Origin of the sequence: Pseudomonas sp. NFACC14, from assembly GCF_900106885.1 — a bacterium.
GTDB lineage: Bacteria > Pseudomonadota > Gammaproteobacteria > Pseudomonadales > Pseudomonadaceae > Aquipseudomonas > Aquipseudomonas fluorescens_AA.
In genome coordinates this window covers 127,720-142,874 of record NZ_FNOA01000002.1, presented here as the reverse complement: position 1 = coordinate 142,874, position 15,155 = coordinate 127,720, and the positions used below count along the sequence as shown (strand labels likewise).

Below are 15,155 nucleotides of genomic sequence, written 5' to 3'. Positions count from 1 at the left end.
ACTAAATCGGTCCGGCTAAGTCGGAAAAGGGTTGCAGCCCACTCAACAACCCGACCAGACCGTGCAACGGCACGGGCAGCCAGGCGGGGCGATTCTCGGCTTCATAGGCCACTTCATAGGCCGCCTTCTCCAGGCCGAACAACGCCAGCGCGGCGTCTTCGCCTTCAGCATCCTTCCACTCATGGGCAAGACTAGCTGCCGCCAGCCGATATGCCTCGACAAATGCCCGGCGGGCCTCTTTCAAATAACGCTCGGCGACCCGTTGCCGCGCCGCATCGGCATCGGCCGTGCTGTCGACGGTATTCAAGTGAATCGCCATGGCCGCCGCATAATCGAAGGAACGCAACACGCCGCTGACGTCCTTGTATGGGCTGTGCTTGCCCCGTCGTTCATGCAATGGCCGCGCCGGCTCACCTTCGAAATCGATCAGGTAGGCGTCGCCCTTGATCACCAACACTTGGCCCAGATGCAGGTCGCCATGGACGCGGATACGCAAGCCACCGACGGCCTTGCCGGCCAACGCCTGGACATGGGCCAGGACGGTTTTCCTGTGCTCCAACAAACGTGCGACCATGGCCTGGTCCGCGGGGTTCAATTGGCTCTGGTTCTGCTTGAGCAGACGCAAGGCGTTTTCCACCTGGCCGGCCACGTCCTTGCCGATGGCCTGGGCTTCCTTGGCGTTGGTGGCCTGCGGCGCGAAGTCCGGGTCGTCGGTAGCCTGGGCCAGTACCCGGTGCATTTCTCCCAGGCGCTGGCCGAGCATGCCGGCGAAATCCTTCAGTTCGCCCAAGGCGTTGTAATGCTGCTCCTGCTCGGACACGGCGTCCGCCAGCTCATCGCGCAAGGCGCGTTCGAGGTTGTTCTGGGTCCACTCCCAGGCGTCGCCCTGATTGCTCAGGTAGCCCTGGGCGATCATCAGCAAGGCATCTTCACCTTCAGCATCGCGGCGAACCACCGAACCCAGCAGCGGTGAAATATTGCTGAAACCCGCGGCGGTCAGGTAGGCGCTCATTTCCAGTTCCGGGTGCACGCCCGAGGCCACCTTGCGGATCAGCTTGAGTACCAGACTCCCCCCCACCACCACCGAACTGTTGGACTGTTCAGCGGACAGGTAGCGAACCTCCGGCTCGTCTCCCAGGTTCAATGCCGCCAGGCCTTCGGTCGGCTCGAAGCGCAACTCACCTTCGGCAAGTGGCAGCACCGTGGCGGTCTGCATGCTGTGCAGCACGGCGCGCACGAAGCTTTCCAGGCTGAATGCATCGGTGATCAATCCCACCTGACGCCCCCGACGTACCCGCGACAAGGCCAGCTGCTGCGGCAAGGCCGCACCGACCTGGTCTTCGGCGAGCAAGCCGAACGGCAACTGATAACGCAGGGTCTGGCCGCCACTGGTGACATCGATTTCACTGAGTAGCACGGGGCGCTGCGGATCGCCGAAGCGCACGCCATAGACAATGTCGACCTTCTCGATCGCACTGTCCTTGCCGGCGAACCAGCGCCGGTTCTGCAACCAGCTCGGCAGGATGGTTTGCTCCAGCGTGGTGCGCGATGGCGCCTCGAGCAATTCTTCCAGGCGTTTTTTCAGTACCAGGGTGGTGAAGTCCGGCAGGCTCTGGGCCGGTTCCACGTGCCAGCTCGGCATCTGGTTTTCCGCCGCCAGGACGAACCAATAGAAACCGTACGGCGCCAGGGTCAGCAGGAAGTTCAACTGGCCGATGGGCGGGAACGCGTTGCCACCGAGCATCTCCACCGGAACCATGCCGGCGTAGACCGACAGGTCCAGTTCGGCGGCCTGGGCGCTGCGGGACACGTTGGCCACGCACAGGATGATTTCGTGCTTGCCGTCGGGGCCGGTGTATTCGCGGGTGTAAGCCAGGATCCGGCGGTTGCTGGGCGAGAGCATTTTCAGCGTGCCCCGGCCAAAGGCCTTGGACTGCTTGCGCACCGCCAGCATCCGCCGGGTCCAGTTGAGCAACGAATGCGGGTCGCCGGCCTGAGTCTCGACGTTGACCGACTGGTAGCCGTACTGCGGATCCATGATCGGCGGCAGCACCAGGCTGGCCGGGTCGGCGCGGGAGAAGCCGCCGTTACGGTCGATGGACCATTGCATCGGCGTACGCACGCCATCGCGGTCGCCCAGGTAGATGTTGTCGCCCATGCCGATTTCATCACCGTAGTACAACGTCGGCGTGCCGGGCATCGACAACAGCAGGCTGTTGAGTAACTCCACGCGACGCCGATCGCTCTCCACCAGCGGCGCCAGGCGTCGGCGAATCCCCAAGTTGATGCGCGCCCGACGGTCGGCCGCGTAGTAATTCCACAGGTAGTCGCGCTCCTTGTCGGTGACCATCTCCAGGGTCAATTCATCGTGGTTGCGCAGGAAAATCGCCCACTGGCAATTGGCGGGGATCTCCGGGGTCTGGCGCAGGATGTCGGTGATCGGGAAACGGTCTTCCTGGGCCAGTGCCATGTACATGCGCGGCATCAGCGGGAAGTGGAAAGCCATGTGGCATTCGTCACCGTTCATCCCTTGGGCGTCGACATCACCGAAGTACAACTGGGTGTCTTCCGGCCACTGGTTGGCTTCGGCCAGCAGCATGCGGTCAGGATAGTTGGCGTCGATTTCGGCACGGATCAGTTTCAGGACGTCATGGGTCTCGGGCAGGTTTTCATTGTTGGTGCCGTCGCGCTCGATCAGGTAAGGGATGGCGTCCAGGCGCAGGCCGTCGATGCCCATGTCCAGCCAGTAGCGCATCACCGACAACACGGCCTTGATGACCTGCGGGTTGTCGAAGTTGAGGTCGGGCTGGTGGGAGTAGAAACGGTGCCAGAAGTATTGGCCCGCCACTGGGTCCCAGGTCCAGTTGGACTTTTCGGTGTCGAGGAAGATGATCCGCGTGCCGTCGTACTTGTGGTCGTCATCGGACCAGACATAGAAGTCCCGCGCCTTCGAACCCGGCTTGGCCTTGCGCGCGCGCTGGAACCAGGGGTGCTGGTCCGAAGTGTGGTTGATGACCAGCTCGGTGATGACCCGCAGGTTGCGCTTGTGGGCTTCGGCGATGAACCGCCGCGCATCGGCCATGGTGCCGTAGTCGGGGCTGACGCCACGGTATTCGGCGATGTCATAACCGTCGTCGCGCCGGGGGGAAGGATAGAACGGCAGCAACCAGATGGTGTTGACGCCCAGGTCGGCGATGTAGTCGAGTTTCTCGATCAGGCCGGGGAAATCGCCGATCCCGTCGTTATTGGAGTCGAAATAGGATTTAACGTGGACCTGGTAAATCACCGCGTCCTTGTACCAGAGCGGATCCTTGATAAAGGTGGCAGACCGGGGTTTCTTCGCCATTTGCAACTCCTGATAATTCATTAAAGCCGCGGGATACAGGCTTGAGCGGTCTTTTTATGGGGTGAGGCCTGCGCTTTGTGGGAGCAAAGCTTGCTCGCGATACAGGCGCCTCGCCCCCTCAGGGGACCCGCCCCCTCTTCAGCGCAGGCAAGCCTTGCTCCCACGGCGTCACGCCACGCTGATCCGCCAAATCCCGAACGGCTGGTACGCCGGATCGATGCGCATGAACTGGTACTTGCCGTACCAGGTCCAGCGATGCCCGTTCATCAAATCCTCGCCTTGGGTCTGGGCGTCGTCGGGCAGGCCCATTTCCCACAACGGCAATTCGAAACTGGCTTCCTGCGGGTTGTGCGGATCAAGGCTCACCGCCACCAGGATGAAATTGCTGCCGTCGGCGGTGCGCTTGCCGAAATAGAGAATGTTGTCGTTCCACGCGTTGTAGATTTTCAGGCCCAAGTGGGTATGCAGCGCCGGGTTCTGTCGGCGGATGCGGTTGAGCTGGGCGATCTCGGCAATGATGTTGCCCGGCGCGGTGAAGTCGCGAGGACGGATCTCGTATTTCTCCGAATCGAGGTATTCCTCTTTGCCCGGTACCGGGGCCGATTCGCACAGTTCGAAGCCCGAATACATGCCCCACAGGCCCGAACCCATGGTTGCCAGGGCTGCGCGGATCAAGAAGCCCGGGCGCCCCGACTCATGGAGAAAGGCCGGGTTGATGTCTGGCGTGTTGACGAAAAAGTTCGGCCGGTAGCATTCACGCCAAGGCGACTCGTTGAGCTCGGTGAAGTAGGTGGCCAGTTCGGCCTTGGTGTTGCGCCAGGTGAAATAGGTGTAGCTCTGGGAATAACCGACCTTGCCCAGTCGCGCCATCATGGCCGGGGTGGTGAACGCTTCAGCCAGGAAGATCACTTCGGGGTATTGGGCCCGGACATCGGCGATCAGCCATTGCCAGAACGGCAGTGGCTTGGTGTGAGGGTTGTCGACGCGAAATATCTTCACGCCTTCCTCGACCCAGCCCACCACGATGTCCCGCAGTTCCAACCACAGGCTGGGAATCGCATCGGCCGCGTAGAAATCGACGTTGACGATGTCCTGGTATTTCTTCGGCGGGTTTTCCGCGTATTTGATCGTGCCGTCCGGCCGCCAGCTGAACCAGCCCGGGTGCTGCTTGAGCCAGGGGTGGTCCTGGGAACACTGGATCGCGAAGTCGAGGGCAATCTCCAGGCCGTGCTGCGCGGCGGCCGCCACCAGGCGCCGGAAATCTTCACGGCTGCCCAATTGCGGGTGAATGGCCTCGTGCCCGCCCTCCTCGCTGCCGATGGCATAGGGGCTGCCCGGGTCGTCGGGACCGGCCGTGAGGGAATTGTTCGGACCTTTGCGGAAACTGCGACCGATGGGGTGGATCGGCGGGAAGTACAGCACGTCGAACCCCATGTCCTGGATCACCGGCAGGCGCGAATGCACGTCATTGAACGTGCCATGGCGCTGGGGATCGTCGGTGATCGAGCGGGGAAACAGCTCATACCAACTGGCAAACTCGGACAGCTTGCGCTCCACATCCAATGGGTATTCGGGGCTGATGCTCAAGTAAGGTCGATGATCGGCCAGGGACATCAGGTCGGCACTGCGCGGTGCCAGGAACAGCGCCACCTGCTCCGTCGGCAACAGGCCGGAAAGCTCGTGGTGCAAGGCCGCCAGTTGCTCGCTCAGTTCCCCTGTGCTGCGCTCGACGGCCATTTGCACTTGGTTGCGTCCTTCCTGCAACTCCAGGCTGATCGGCACCCCGGCACCGAATTTCTTCTCCAGTTCGTAGCGGAAACTGGCGAACTGATCGATCCAGGCCTCGATGCAGAAGACATAGCGACCTTGCTCCGGCACGTTGAACTGGCCGCGCCAGCCGTTATTGCCCAGGTCGCTCATGACCTCGCTGTTCCACAGCTCATCCTGCAGCGAACGCCAGCGAATGCGCACCGCCAGCTTGTCGTGACCGTCGGCGAACACTTTACTGGTCACCGTCACGTCCTGCCCGGCCACGGCCTTGGCGGCAAATTGCCCGCCGTCGATCACCGGCATGGTGTTTTCAATCGCGATACGCGGTAACAACAAGGCTTGAGACAACGGCAAATGCGGGTTGTAGGCCAGGTCAGACGGGTGTTCAGCAGTCATCGAGCATCGCTCCTTTTACGCCCCATGGACGCGCTTGTGGCGGTAAAGGCCCAACGGGTCCCTGAAAAAAACTCACTTAAACTCCGAACCGGGACGACGGCTAAAAGTTCAGCGGGATTTACCCTCGATGTATCCGGGATCAAACCCGGTACAGGATGGTCAACAACCATAAGCACGACTCAAGCCATGTGCGTTACGGAGACCCGTCCCGATGAATATTCCCATTCCGGCCGAAACACCCGATCCGAACATTGACGACCCCACCTTGCCCCCGCCCGGTCCTGATCCGGAACCGATTCCAGAGAAAGACCCGCCGCTGACCCCACAACCGCCCAAGGGTGACCCGCCCAGCGAGGCGCCGCCGGAGCGGGTTTGATTCAACGACTCGGTGCCAATCCCTGTGGGAGCGAGCTTGCTCGCGATAGCGGAGTGTCAATCAGCATAGTGGCTGGCTGATCCTCCGCCATCATCGGAACGCCGCTCGGAGCGAGCGTGCTCCCACAGGTCTTATGTTCAGGCGGATGGCTTGTCGCCCTTCTCCAGTGCCCGAACAATGACCGGCATCACACTGAAGATCACCAGGGCCAACACCGTACTGAGTAACGCAGTCGCTTCCCGGCCCAGCCCGGCGGCGACGCCAATGGCCGCGGTCATCCACAGGCCGGCGGCGGTGGTCAGGCCCTTGACGTGACCTTCGTCGCCAGCGTTGTTTTTCAGGATCGTGCCAGCCCCCAGAAAACCGATGCCGGCGACCACCCCTTGTATCACCCGGCTCATGGCGTCGGCCTGGGACCCGGACATCTGCGGCACCAATACGAACAACGCCGCCCCCAGCGCCACGAGCATGTGGGTTCGCACGCCGGCAGCCTTGCCCTTGTGTTCGCGCTCGAAGCCCAGGATGCCGCCCAACAGCGCGGCCATGACCAGCCGCACCGTGACCCGGGTCATCTGCTGGGCATCGGTGATGTCGGCGAATTCCGCCTGCAGGGTTATCCAGACTTCATGCCACCAGGCTTCCATGGACCGTCCTCTTTCTCATTGGATAGACGATGGACCGCAAGCGAAGCCAGAGGTGCGCCCGACCGCTGATCAGCCACAACGAACCCTGGCCAGCGGCTGGGACCTAATACTCAGGACATTCAGGAAGGAGCGACGTCATGATTGAGCGAATCGACAAAGACAATACCTGCCATATCAAAACCGCCAACGGAACCAAGCTGCGCCCCGCCAGCGAGTTGGTCATCATCACTGACCCGGACAAGGCCATGTCAGCCGTGGAAATCAATGGCGACCGGATCTATATCACCGAAGCCGAGGCCGATGCACTGACCGTGGCCGGCGCAGTCGACGGGCGCAAGCACCTGAAGGCCAGCGACAGCGGCTCGGCGATCTGACGCCACCCACCAACTGCGACCTGTACGAACTGCGTAGGAGCTGTCGAGCGAAGCGAGGCTGCGATCTTTCCATTCCTCATTGAGTCCAAAGCGAAAGATCAAGATCAAAAGATCGCAGGCTTCGCCAGCTCCTACAGAGCCCAACGCGAGCAAGGTGTTGTTCGCTCGCCCCCCGATGCATCAAAGTGTCGCAGCGACTGGGCTTCGCGGCATCTGATCCGGTTTTTATCGAAACACCTGAGTCTGTTATGCAAACAGTTCCATGGTCATAGTGCGCCGGCCAGATAGAGGCTGATGAGCGACCGACCATGAGCGATAGAATCCCCGTCCAGTTGATACAGACGTTCGAACCTGCGCCGACGAAGATCAAGGCCAGGACCACCGACAACCTGATCCACACCCGTAGCTTCACCGGTTTGTTCCGCACCTTGCGCATCAGCGGTGCGGGGGTTCTGTTCCTGCTGTTCTTTGGCACGGTGTGGTTGAACTGGGGTGGCCGCCAGGCGGTGCTCTGGGACCTTTCCGAAAGCAAATTCCATATTTTTGGTGCGACCTTCTGGCCCCAGGACTTCATCCTGCTGTCGGCCCTGTTGATCATCGCCGCCTTCGGCCTGTTTGCGATCACCGTGTTTGCCGGTCGCGTGTGGTGTGGCTACACCTGCCCGCAGAGTTCCTGGACCTGGCTGTTCATGTGGTGCGAGAAAATCACCGAAGGCGAACGCAACCAGCGGATCAAGCTGCAAGCGGCCCCCTGGGGCCTGAACAAACTGTTGCGCCGTAGCGCCAAGCACAGCTTGTGGCTGGCCATCAGCCTGCTCACCGGCCTGACGTTCGTGGGTTACTTCACGCCGATCCGTCCCTTGGCCGAAGAGCTGCTGACCCTGCAGATCGGCGGCGTCAGCCTGTTCTGGGTACTGTTTTTCACCGCCGCCACCTACCTCAACGCCGGCTGGCTGCGGGAAGCGGTGTGCATGCACATGTGCCCCTATGCACGCTTTCAGAGCGTGATGTTCGACAAGGACACGTTGACCATTTCCTACGACACGGCCCGTGGCGAAATCCGTGGCCCGCGCAAACGCGAGGTGAAGCCGGCCAATATTGGCCTGGGCGACTGCATCGACTGCCAGGTGTGCGTGCAGGTCTGCCCCACCGGCATCGACATCCGCGACGGCTTGCAGATGGAATGCATCGGCTGCGCGGCGTGCATCGACGCCTGCGACTCGATCATGGACAAGATGGGCTACGCCCGTGGCCTGATCAAATACACCTCGGAACATCAATTGCAGGGGGGCAAGACTCACCTGCTCAGGCCTCGGCTGATCGGCTATACCGCCGTGCTGCTGGTGATGATCGGCGCGCTGGCCCTGGCCCTGGTGCAACGGCCCATGGTGTCGCTGGATGTCAGCAAGGACCGTGGCCTGTTCCGCGAAAACAGCGCAGGCCAGATCGAGAACATCTACAGCCTGAAAATCATCAACAAGACCCAGCAACGCCAGGACTATCACCTGTCCCTGGTGGATGGCGACGAATTCGTCCTCCAGGGCAAGACCCAACTGAGCCTGGCGCCAGGGGAAATCGTCGATGTGCCGGTGTCGGTGGCGATGCTCAGCGAGCGGCCTCGCAGCGGCTCTCAGGAAATGACCTTCAAGGTGGCCGACAGCGATGAACCCGGCATCTACAGCCTGGCCAAGAGCCGTTTTGTCGCGCCGATGAATCGTTGAGGCTTAAGATGCCGGGCGCCCTGTGGGAGCGAGCTTGTGGGAGCAAGGCTCCCCACAGTTTAAAAAGCGCAAACCATGTGTCACTCAAGACTGGGCCCGCCATGAAACGCTATGAAAAATTCGCCGACGACATTGCTGAACTGATCCGCTCCGGCATGCTGGGGCCCGGCCAGCGTGTGCCCTCGGTGCGTTATGCCAGCCAGACCTACGGCGTCAGCCCGTCCACCGTGTTCCAGGCCTATTACCTGCTGGAGCGACGCGGCCTGATCCGCGCCCGGCCGCGCTCGGGCTATTTCGTCAACACCCATGCGCCAAGCCCGTTTTCCGAGCCGGCCATCAGCACCCAACTGCACGAGTCCACCGAAGTGGACGTCAGCGAACTGGTGTTTTCGGTGCTGGACTCGATCAAGGACCCGGCCACCGTACCGTTCGGATCGGCGTTCCCCAGCCCGCTGCTGTTTCCGTTGCAACGCTTGTCGCGCTCGCTGTCCAGCGCCACACGGGACATGGACCCACGGGTAGTGGTCACGGACATGTCGCCAGGTAATCCACAATTGCGCCGCCAGATCGCCTTGCGCTACATGGTGGGCGGGTTGATGCTGCCCATGGAAGAACTGCTGGTCACCAACGGTGCCCTGGAAGCCTTGAACCTGTGCCTGCAAGCCGTGACCGAGCCCGGCGACCTGGTGGCGATCGAGGCACCGGCGTTCTACGCCTGCCTGCAAGTGCTGGAACGACTCAAGCTCAAGGCCGTGGAAATTCCCGTCCATCCACGCGACGGCATCGACCTGGAGGTGCTGGAACAGACCCTCGAACGCCATCCGATCAAGGCCTGCTGGTGCATGACCAGTTTCCAGAACCCCCTCGGCGCGACCATGCCCGAGGAAAGGAAAAAGGCCCTGGTGGAGCTGTTGCGCCGCCACCAGGTGCCGTTGATCGAAGATGACGTGTACGCCGAGCTCTATTACGGCCAGCAGGCCCCCAAACCCGCCAAGGCGTTCGACACCGAAGGGCTGGTGATGCATTGCGGTTCGTTCGCCAAGAGCCTGGCCCCAGGCTATCGCATCGGCTGGGTCGCCGCCGGGCGCTATGCGCAGAAAATCGAACGGCTCAAACTCATGACCTCGCTATGCGCCTCGATGCCGGCCCAGGCCGCCATCGCCGACTACCTGCAACACGGCGGCTACGACCGTCACCTGCGCAAACTGCGCTACGCCCTGGAAGAACAGCAAAGCGCGATGCTGAGCGCCATCGCCCGTTATTTCCCGGCCCAGACCCGGGTCAGCCAGCCGGCGGGCGGCTACTTCCTGTGGCTGGAGCTGCCGGAGCAGATGGATTCGCTGAAACTGTTCCAGATGGCCCTGGCCCAAGGCATCAGCATCGCCCCGGGACCGATCTTTTCGCCGACCCGACGCTTCAGGAATTGCATTCGCTTGAACTACGGCAGCCCATGGACCGAGGCCTCGGAAAAAGCCATGGAGACGCTGGGGCGGATTATTCGGTCGTTTTGATAGGGATTGTCGGTAAGGACGCCATCGCGAGCAAGCTCGCTCCCACATTGGAACACCGTCCCCTGTGGGAGCGAGCTTGCTCGCGATGGGGCCAGACCAGACAACCCAGGGCTCAGCGCCCACCCCCCAGGTCCACGAACGTCCCGGTCGCATACGAAGCCTTGTCCGACAGCAGCCAGATAATCGCCTCGGCGACTTCATCCGGACGACCGCCCCGGGCCATGGGAATCGCCGATTCCAGTTTGCTGACCCGATCCGGGTCGCCGCTCAGGGCATGGAAGTCGGTATAGATGTAACCCGGGCGTACCGCGTTGACGCGAATGCCTTCGCCGGCCACTTCCTTGGACAGGCCGACGGTGAAGGTGTCCAGCGCGCCCTTGGAGGCCGCGTAGTCGATGTACTCGTTGGGGGAGCCCAGGCGAGCGGCCACGGACGAAACGTTGACGATGCTGCCGCCCTGCCCGCCATGCCGGGGCGACATGCGCAGCACCGCGTGCTTGGCGCAGAGAATCGGGCCCAGCACGTTAGTCTTCATAATCTTGAGAATGCGGAATTCGGACATTTCATCGAGCCGGGCTTTCTGGGCAACCGTCCCGGCATTATTCACCAATGCCGTGACACGCCCCAGCTCGGCATCCACCCGGTTGAACAGGCCGATCACTTCGTCCTCGATGCTCACATCGGCGCGCACGGCAATCGCCTGTGCGCCCTTGGCCCGGACCTGTTCGAGCACCTCTTGCGCGGCGCTTTCATCGGACTGGTAGTTGATGCAGATCCGATAGCCCAACTCGGCAGCCAACAGCGCCGTGGCCGCCCCGATTCCGCGGCCGCCACCGGTGATGACGATGACTTTATCCACGCTTGCTTCTCCCATTCCACGGATAGACGTCCGGCCCAAGGATAGCGTTCACGTCACGCTTTGCACAAACCGCTGCGCCTACCGGGCCAAGGCGCGCAGATCCAGGCGTCCGTCCAACAATGGCGGGCACCAGTAATAGCCGCCGGTGATCGGTCGGCTCATGCGGTACAGGCCGTCGGTGATGCCGTCTTCCAGGCCGCTCATCCGCCGCAATTGGGCCTCGAAGGCATCGAGGGAGAAACCGAACGCCAGGAACATCAGCCCTGCACGGTCGCCTTCGATCCAGGGCATGGACCGACGGACCACGAATGCCTCCGGGGCAAAGCTTTCCTGGGCGGTGCGCTTGACGTGGGCCGATTCCGGCGCGTCGTCGATTTCTTCGTTGTCGCTCAGGCGCCGGCCCATGATGTTGTCGCGCTCATGGGGCTGCATCGCCGCGAAACCGTCCAGGTCGTGTTGCCACTGCTGGATCGCGGCGAAACTGCCACCGCGCACCCCGTCGGCGCCCTGGGCCAGGGCGGCGGCGATGGCCGCTGCGTCGTGGGGGTTTTCGGTGCCGTCTTCATAGCCGGTCAAGTCATGGCCGGTCATGTGGCGGAAAGTTTCGTTCATCTGCACCAGGCGCAGCGCCGGGGCCAGCGCCGCTTCGATGGCGCGGCTGCGGTGCATCAGCTCGCCGCGGTCTTCACCGTGCAGCCAGCACCACAGGGCATGTTGGGTCGAGGGGTTGTCCACGCCTACGCCGGCCAACGCCGGAAAAGCCCGCAGGCCAGCGACCTGGGCACCCAGCGCCTGGACCAGCGATTCGCCAAAGCCGATCACGGCCCGGCCATCGAGCAACAACAGGAGTTTGTCTAGCGCAGCCGGCAATGCCTCGACCGATTCCAGGGCAAAAAACAAATGACGGGCCTGAGGCGGAACAGGGGTGGCGAGAATGCCGGGCTGGTAGTAACTCATGTGAACTCCTTCAGAAAGAGCCACGAGTTTACCCGGCGGCTGCCGCTTTGTGTGGTTTGGCTTGAGGTCCGGTCGCGTCGGGCAACCCGAGCGTTTTGTGGGAAGGTTCCCGTGGCCCCGTCAGACAACTCAGAAACATCCCCCCGGCCCGATGGCCTCGGATTGCCGGGGCGCCAAAAACGCCCTAGATTGAGCCCCCTCCAGGAAGGCCAATGAGAACGCTGCACCATGCCAATTGCCAGATCGATACTCGCCGGGATTTTTTTCCTGGTCTGCGGGACGTCCGTAAGCTTTGCCCAGGAACGCATTGAAGACACGGTCAATGCCGTCATCCAGCCCTTGATGAAACAACAGGACATCGCCGGCATGGCCGTGGCGATCACCTACAACGGTCAACGCCATTATTTCAACTACGGCGTGGCCTCCAAGGACACGAAAAAGCCGGTCACCGACCAGACCCTTTTCGAAATCGGCTCGGTCAGCAAGACCTTCACCGCCACCCTCGGCGCCTATGCCCAGGCCCAGGGCAAACTGTCCCTGGCGGATCCGGCCAGTCGCTTTGCGCCCGAGCTGCGCGGCAGCGCCATGGAGGGCACCCGCCTGCTCGACCTTGCCACCTACACCGCCGGCGGCCTGCCCTTGCAGTTTCCCGACGAGGCGGATCATCCGGACCGGATGTTCAGTTACTACAAGAACTGGAAACCGCTCTACCCGGCCGGCACCCAGCGGCTCTATTCAAACCCGAGCATCGGCCTGTTCGGCTACCTGGCAGCCCGCAGCCTGGGGCAGCCATTTGATGAGGTGATGGAACGCACGCTGATGCCAGGGCTGGGCCTCAAGCACAGCTATGTGCGGGTGCCGCAGGATCAGATGGGCCGATACGCCCAAGGCTATGCAAAGGACGGCAAGCCCGTGCGAGTCGGTGCCGGCGCACTGGATTCCGAAGCCTACAGGGTCAAGACCAGTTCAACGGACCTGATTCGTTTCGTCGAGGCCAACCTGCGACCTGAAAAACTGGACGCAAGCCTGAAGCAAGCCATCGCCACGACGCATACGGGTTTCTACAAGGTTGGCGGAATGAATCAGGGGCTGGGCTGGGAGTTCTACCCCGCCCCGTTCACCTTGGACGACCTGCTCGCCGGCAACACACCGCAGATGGCCCTGGCCCCACAAAAAACCGAACCTCTCGAGCCGCCCCGCCCGGCGCCGGACGGCGCCTGGATCAACAAGACCGGATCCACCAACGGTTTCGGCGCGTACGCAGCGTTCGTGCCCGGGAAGGACATGGGGATCGTCCTGCTTGCCAACAGGAACTATCCGATCGAGGAACGGGTGAAGGCGGCACACCGGATCCTGATGGCGATGGGTGGCCAATAGCCTGTAGGAGCTGCCGAAGGCTGCGATCTTTTGATCTTTTGATCTTTTGATCATTCGCTCCGACTCAATTGCCTGGAACAAGATCGCAGCCTCGTTGCACTCGTCAGCTCCTACATAGCGCAACCCAGCGGGAGCAAGCTCCCTCGCTCGTCGTTACTGGAAATCAATCATCCAGCGGCTTCGCCGGCCCCGCCGGCTTGGTTGCCTTGCCAGGCTTGGTGCCTTTCGCATCCTTGGCCGGTGCGGGCTCCGGCGCGGGAGGTGGCGCCGGGGGCGTCGCTTCTTTTTCCGCGGCGGGGAGTTTATCGACGGTGTCGAAGAGGTCTTTCAATTCGATCGCCCCGGAATGTTCAAGCTTCTTTTCCCCGTCCTTGCCCACCAGGATGATCTTGGTCTGGGCCCCGGCGCCCAGCTTGAGGGAGCGGATCAGCGCCATGGTGCTTTGCGGGTCCAGGTCCTTGCCATCGCGCTGCCCAATGGTATTGAGCACGGTGTAGAGCACCATGTTGCGCTCGGAAAACCCCTGTTTGCCCGCCGGCTCATCCAAGGCCTTTTTCAGGCTGACCCAGGCCGGGTCGACCGTGCTGGGCGCGATGACGATCAGGGGACGTGCCCTGCCTGCATCCGCCACCAAAGGTGAGTCGCCATCGGCAGCGAACAGGGGGCCGGCGATGGCCAGCAAGGTAGCGAAGGTCAACGACCGAATGAGCATGCGCCTCTCCTTTTGATATTTACGCTGTACTGATTGCACAGGGCGGCGATTGTTCCGCGAGAGTCGCTCAATACTGCGCCTGCCTGCCTTGAAGCTTAGGCCAGGGGGATCATTGCGCAACCGTGAGGAGCGTTCGGCGCGAGAGTTGGGACCTGGGCCACTGTGGGAGCGAGCTTGCTCGCGATAGCGGCATGACAGTCACATCGAAGTCGACGGTTCGATCGCTATCGCGAGCAAGCTCGCTCCCACATTGGACCGGTGTGATCGTTCTAGAACGCCAGCTTGAACCCGATCATCGCCAGCATCACCGCCAGACAGGGGCGCAGCAGCTCGTCGGAGATACGCCCCGACAAATGACTGCCCAGGTAGATTCCCGGCAACGAACCGACCAGCAGGAAACCCAGGATGTGCCAGTCCATGTTGCCCATGCTCGCATGGCCCAGGCCAGCGACCAGGGTCAGCGGCACGGCGTGGGCGATCTCGGTGCCCACCAGGCGCTTGGTGACCAGGAACGGGTAGAGAATGAACAGCGCGACTGTGCCCAGGGCGCCGGCGCCAATGGACGTCAACGCGACCATCGTCCCCAGCACGAGACCGGTGATGACCGTCAGCACATTGAGACGCGTGCCAGAGGGGTTGTAGTGACCGCCAGCGCGGTCGTGGGCGAATTGCAACAGACGCTTCTTGAACAGGATTGCCAGGGCCGTGGCGAACAACACGAAGCCCAAGGCTTGCTTGATCACCGCGTTCATGGCGTCGGGCGAGCTGTGCAGGCTGCTGAGGAACCACAAGGTCAAGCCGACCGCCGGCACGCTGCCCAACGTCAACCAGCCGGTGATGGCCCAGTCGATGTTGCGGTTCTTGGTATGGACCAACACGCCGCCAGACTTGGTAATGGCCGCATACAGCAGATCCGTACCCACCGCCGTCGCCGGGTTGATACCAAACCACAACAGGATCGGGGTCATCAGCGAACCACCACCGACGCCGGTCATTCCAACGATGAAGCCGACCACCAGGCCCGCAACGACTAAACCGACATTACCGAAATCCATTAAACCCGTCTCAACACGACCGCGTGAAAAATCTGGCCGCGAGCATAGCGATTTTTC

Annotated in this window: 12 protein-coding genes; 5 read left to right on the top strand and 7 right to left on the bottom strand. The window is 62.1% G+C overall.

The window, feature by feature from the left end; translation table 11 throughout:
• Position 1 precedes the first annotated feature (1 nt).
• Both treS and BLU85_RS05165 read right to left on the bottom strand, forming a co-directional pair.
• Positions 2–3,346: a maltose alpha-D-glucosyltransferase gene (gene treS, locus BLU85_RS05170; RefSeq protein ID WP_092199182.1), complete on the bottom strand. Its 3,345-nt coding sequence runs from the start codon at positions 3,344–3,346 to the stop codon at positions 2–4.
• 168 nt (positions 3,347–3,514) lie between these two features.
• Complete coding sequence (locus BLU85_RS05165) at positions 3,515–5,512, bottom strand: alpha-1,4-glucan--maltose-1-phosphate maltosyltransferase (protein WP_092199185.1); 1,998 nt, start codon at positions 5,510–5,512, stop codon at positions 3,515–3,517.
• Positions 5,513–5,723: 211 nt separating this feature from the next.
• On the opposite strand from BLU85_RS05165, the gene BLU85_RS31085 reads away from it, so the two are divergent.
• Positions 5,724–5,888 carry a hypothetical protein gene (locus BLU85_RS31085; protein WP_170847569.1) on the top strand — a complete coding sequence of 55 codons (165 nt, stop codon included), beginning with the start codon at positions 5,724–5,726 and terminating at the stop codon, positions 5,886–5,888.
• Positions 5,889–6,025: 137 nt separating this feature from the next.
• On the opposite strand, the gene BLU85_RS05160 is transcribed toward BLU85_RS31085, so the two are convergent.
• On the bottom strand, positions 6,026–6,532 hold the full coding sequence (locus tag BLU85_RS05160) for an MgtC/SapB family protein (RefSeq protein ID WP_092199188.1): 507 nt from the start codon (positions 6,530–6,532) through the stop codon (positions 6,026–6,028).
• Positions 6,533–6,669: 137 nt separating this feature from the next.
• Between BLU85_RS05160 and BLU85_RS05155 the strand changes: the two genes are divergently transcribed.
• From BLU85_RS05155 to mapR, 3 genes are all read left to right on the top strand, one after another.
• Positions 6,670–6,906 carry a DUF3203 family protein gene (locus BLU85_RS05155; RefSeq protein ID WP_092199191.1) on the top strand — a complete coding sequence of 79 codons (237 nt, stop codon included), beginning with the start codon at positions 6,670–6,672 and terminating at the stop codon, positions 6,904–6,906.
• Between the two features lie 308 nt (positions 6,907–7,214).
• Positions 7,215–8,627: a cytochrome c oxidase accessory protein CcoG gene (ccoG, locus tag BLU85_RS05150; protein ID WP_092199194.1), complete on the top strand. Its 1,413-nt coding sequence runs from the start codon at positions 7,215–7,217 to the stop codon at positions 8,625–8,627.
• Positions 8,628–8,728: 101 nt separating this feature from the next.
• A complete protein-coding gene (gene mapR / locus BLU85_RS05145; RefSeq protein WP_092199197.1) occupies positions 8,729–10,138 on the top strand; it encodes a GntR family transcriptional regulator MpaR in 1,410 nt (469 codons plus the stop codon).
• Between the two features lie 112 nt (positions 10,139–10,250).
• Here the strand turns inward: mapR and BLU85_RS05140 are convergent, their stop codons facing one another.
• A complete protein-coding gene (locus tag BLU85_RS05140; protein ID WP_092199200.1) occupies positions 10,251–10,997 on the bottom strand; it encodes an SDR family oxidoreductase in 747 nt (248 codons plus the stop codon).
• A 78-nt stretch (positions 10,998–11,075) separates the two neighbouring features.
• A complete protein-coding gene (locus BLU85_RS05135) occupies positions 11,076–11,954 on the bottom strand; it encodes a Dyp-type peroxidase (protein ID WP_092199204.1) in 879 nt (292 codons plus the stop codon).
• Between the two features lie 228 nt (positions 11,955–12,182).
• Between BLU85_RS05135 and ampC the strand changes: the two genes are divergently transcribed.
• A complete protein-coding gene (ampC, locus tag BLU85_RS05130; RefSeq protein ID WP_092199208.1) occupies positions 12,183–13,331 on the top strand; it encodes a class C beta-lactamase in 1,149 nt (382 codons plus the stop codon).
• A gap of 163 nt (positions 13,332–13,494) precedes the next feature.
• Here ampC and BLU85_RS05125 read toward each other — a convergent pair whose 3' ends face one another.
• Positions 13,495–14,043, bottom strand: coding sequence for a DUF4174 domain-containing protein (locus tag BLU85_RS05125; protein ID WP_092199211.1), 549 nt, complete (start codon positions 14,041–14,043; stop codon positions 13,495–13,497).
• 269 nt (positions 14,044–14,312) lie between these two features.
• Positions 14,313–15,098 carry a sulfite exporter TauE/SafE family protein gene (locus BLU85_RS05120; protein ID WP_092199214.1) on the bottom strand — a complete coding sequence of 262 codons (786 nt, stop codon included), beginning with the start codon at positions 15,096–15,098 and terminating at the stop codon, positions 14,313–14,315.
• Between the last annotated feature and the right edge of the window lie 57 nt (positions 15,099–15,155).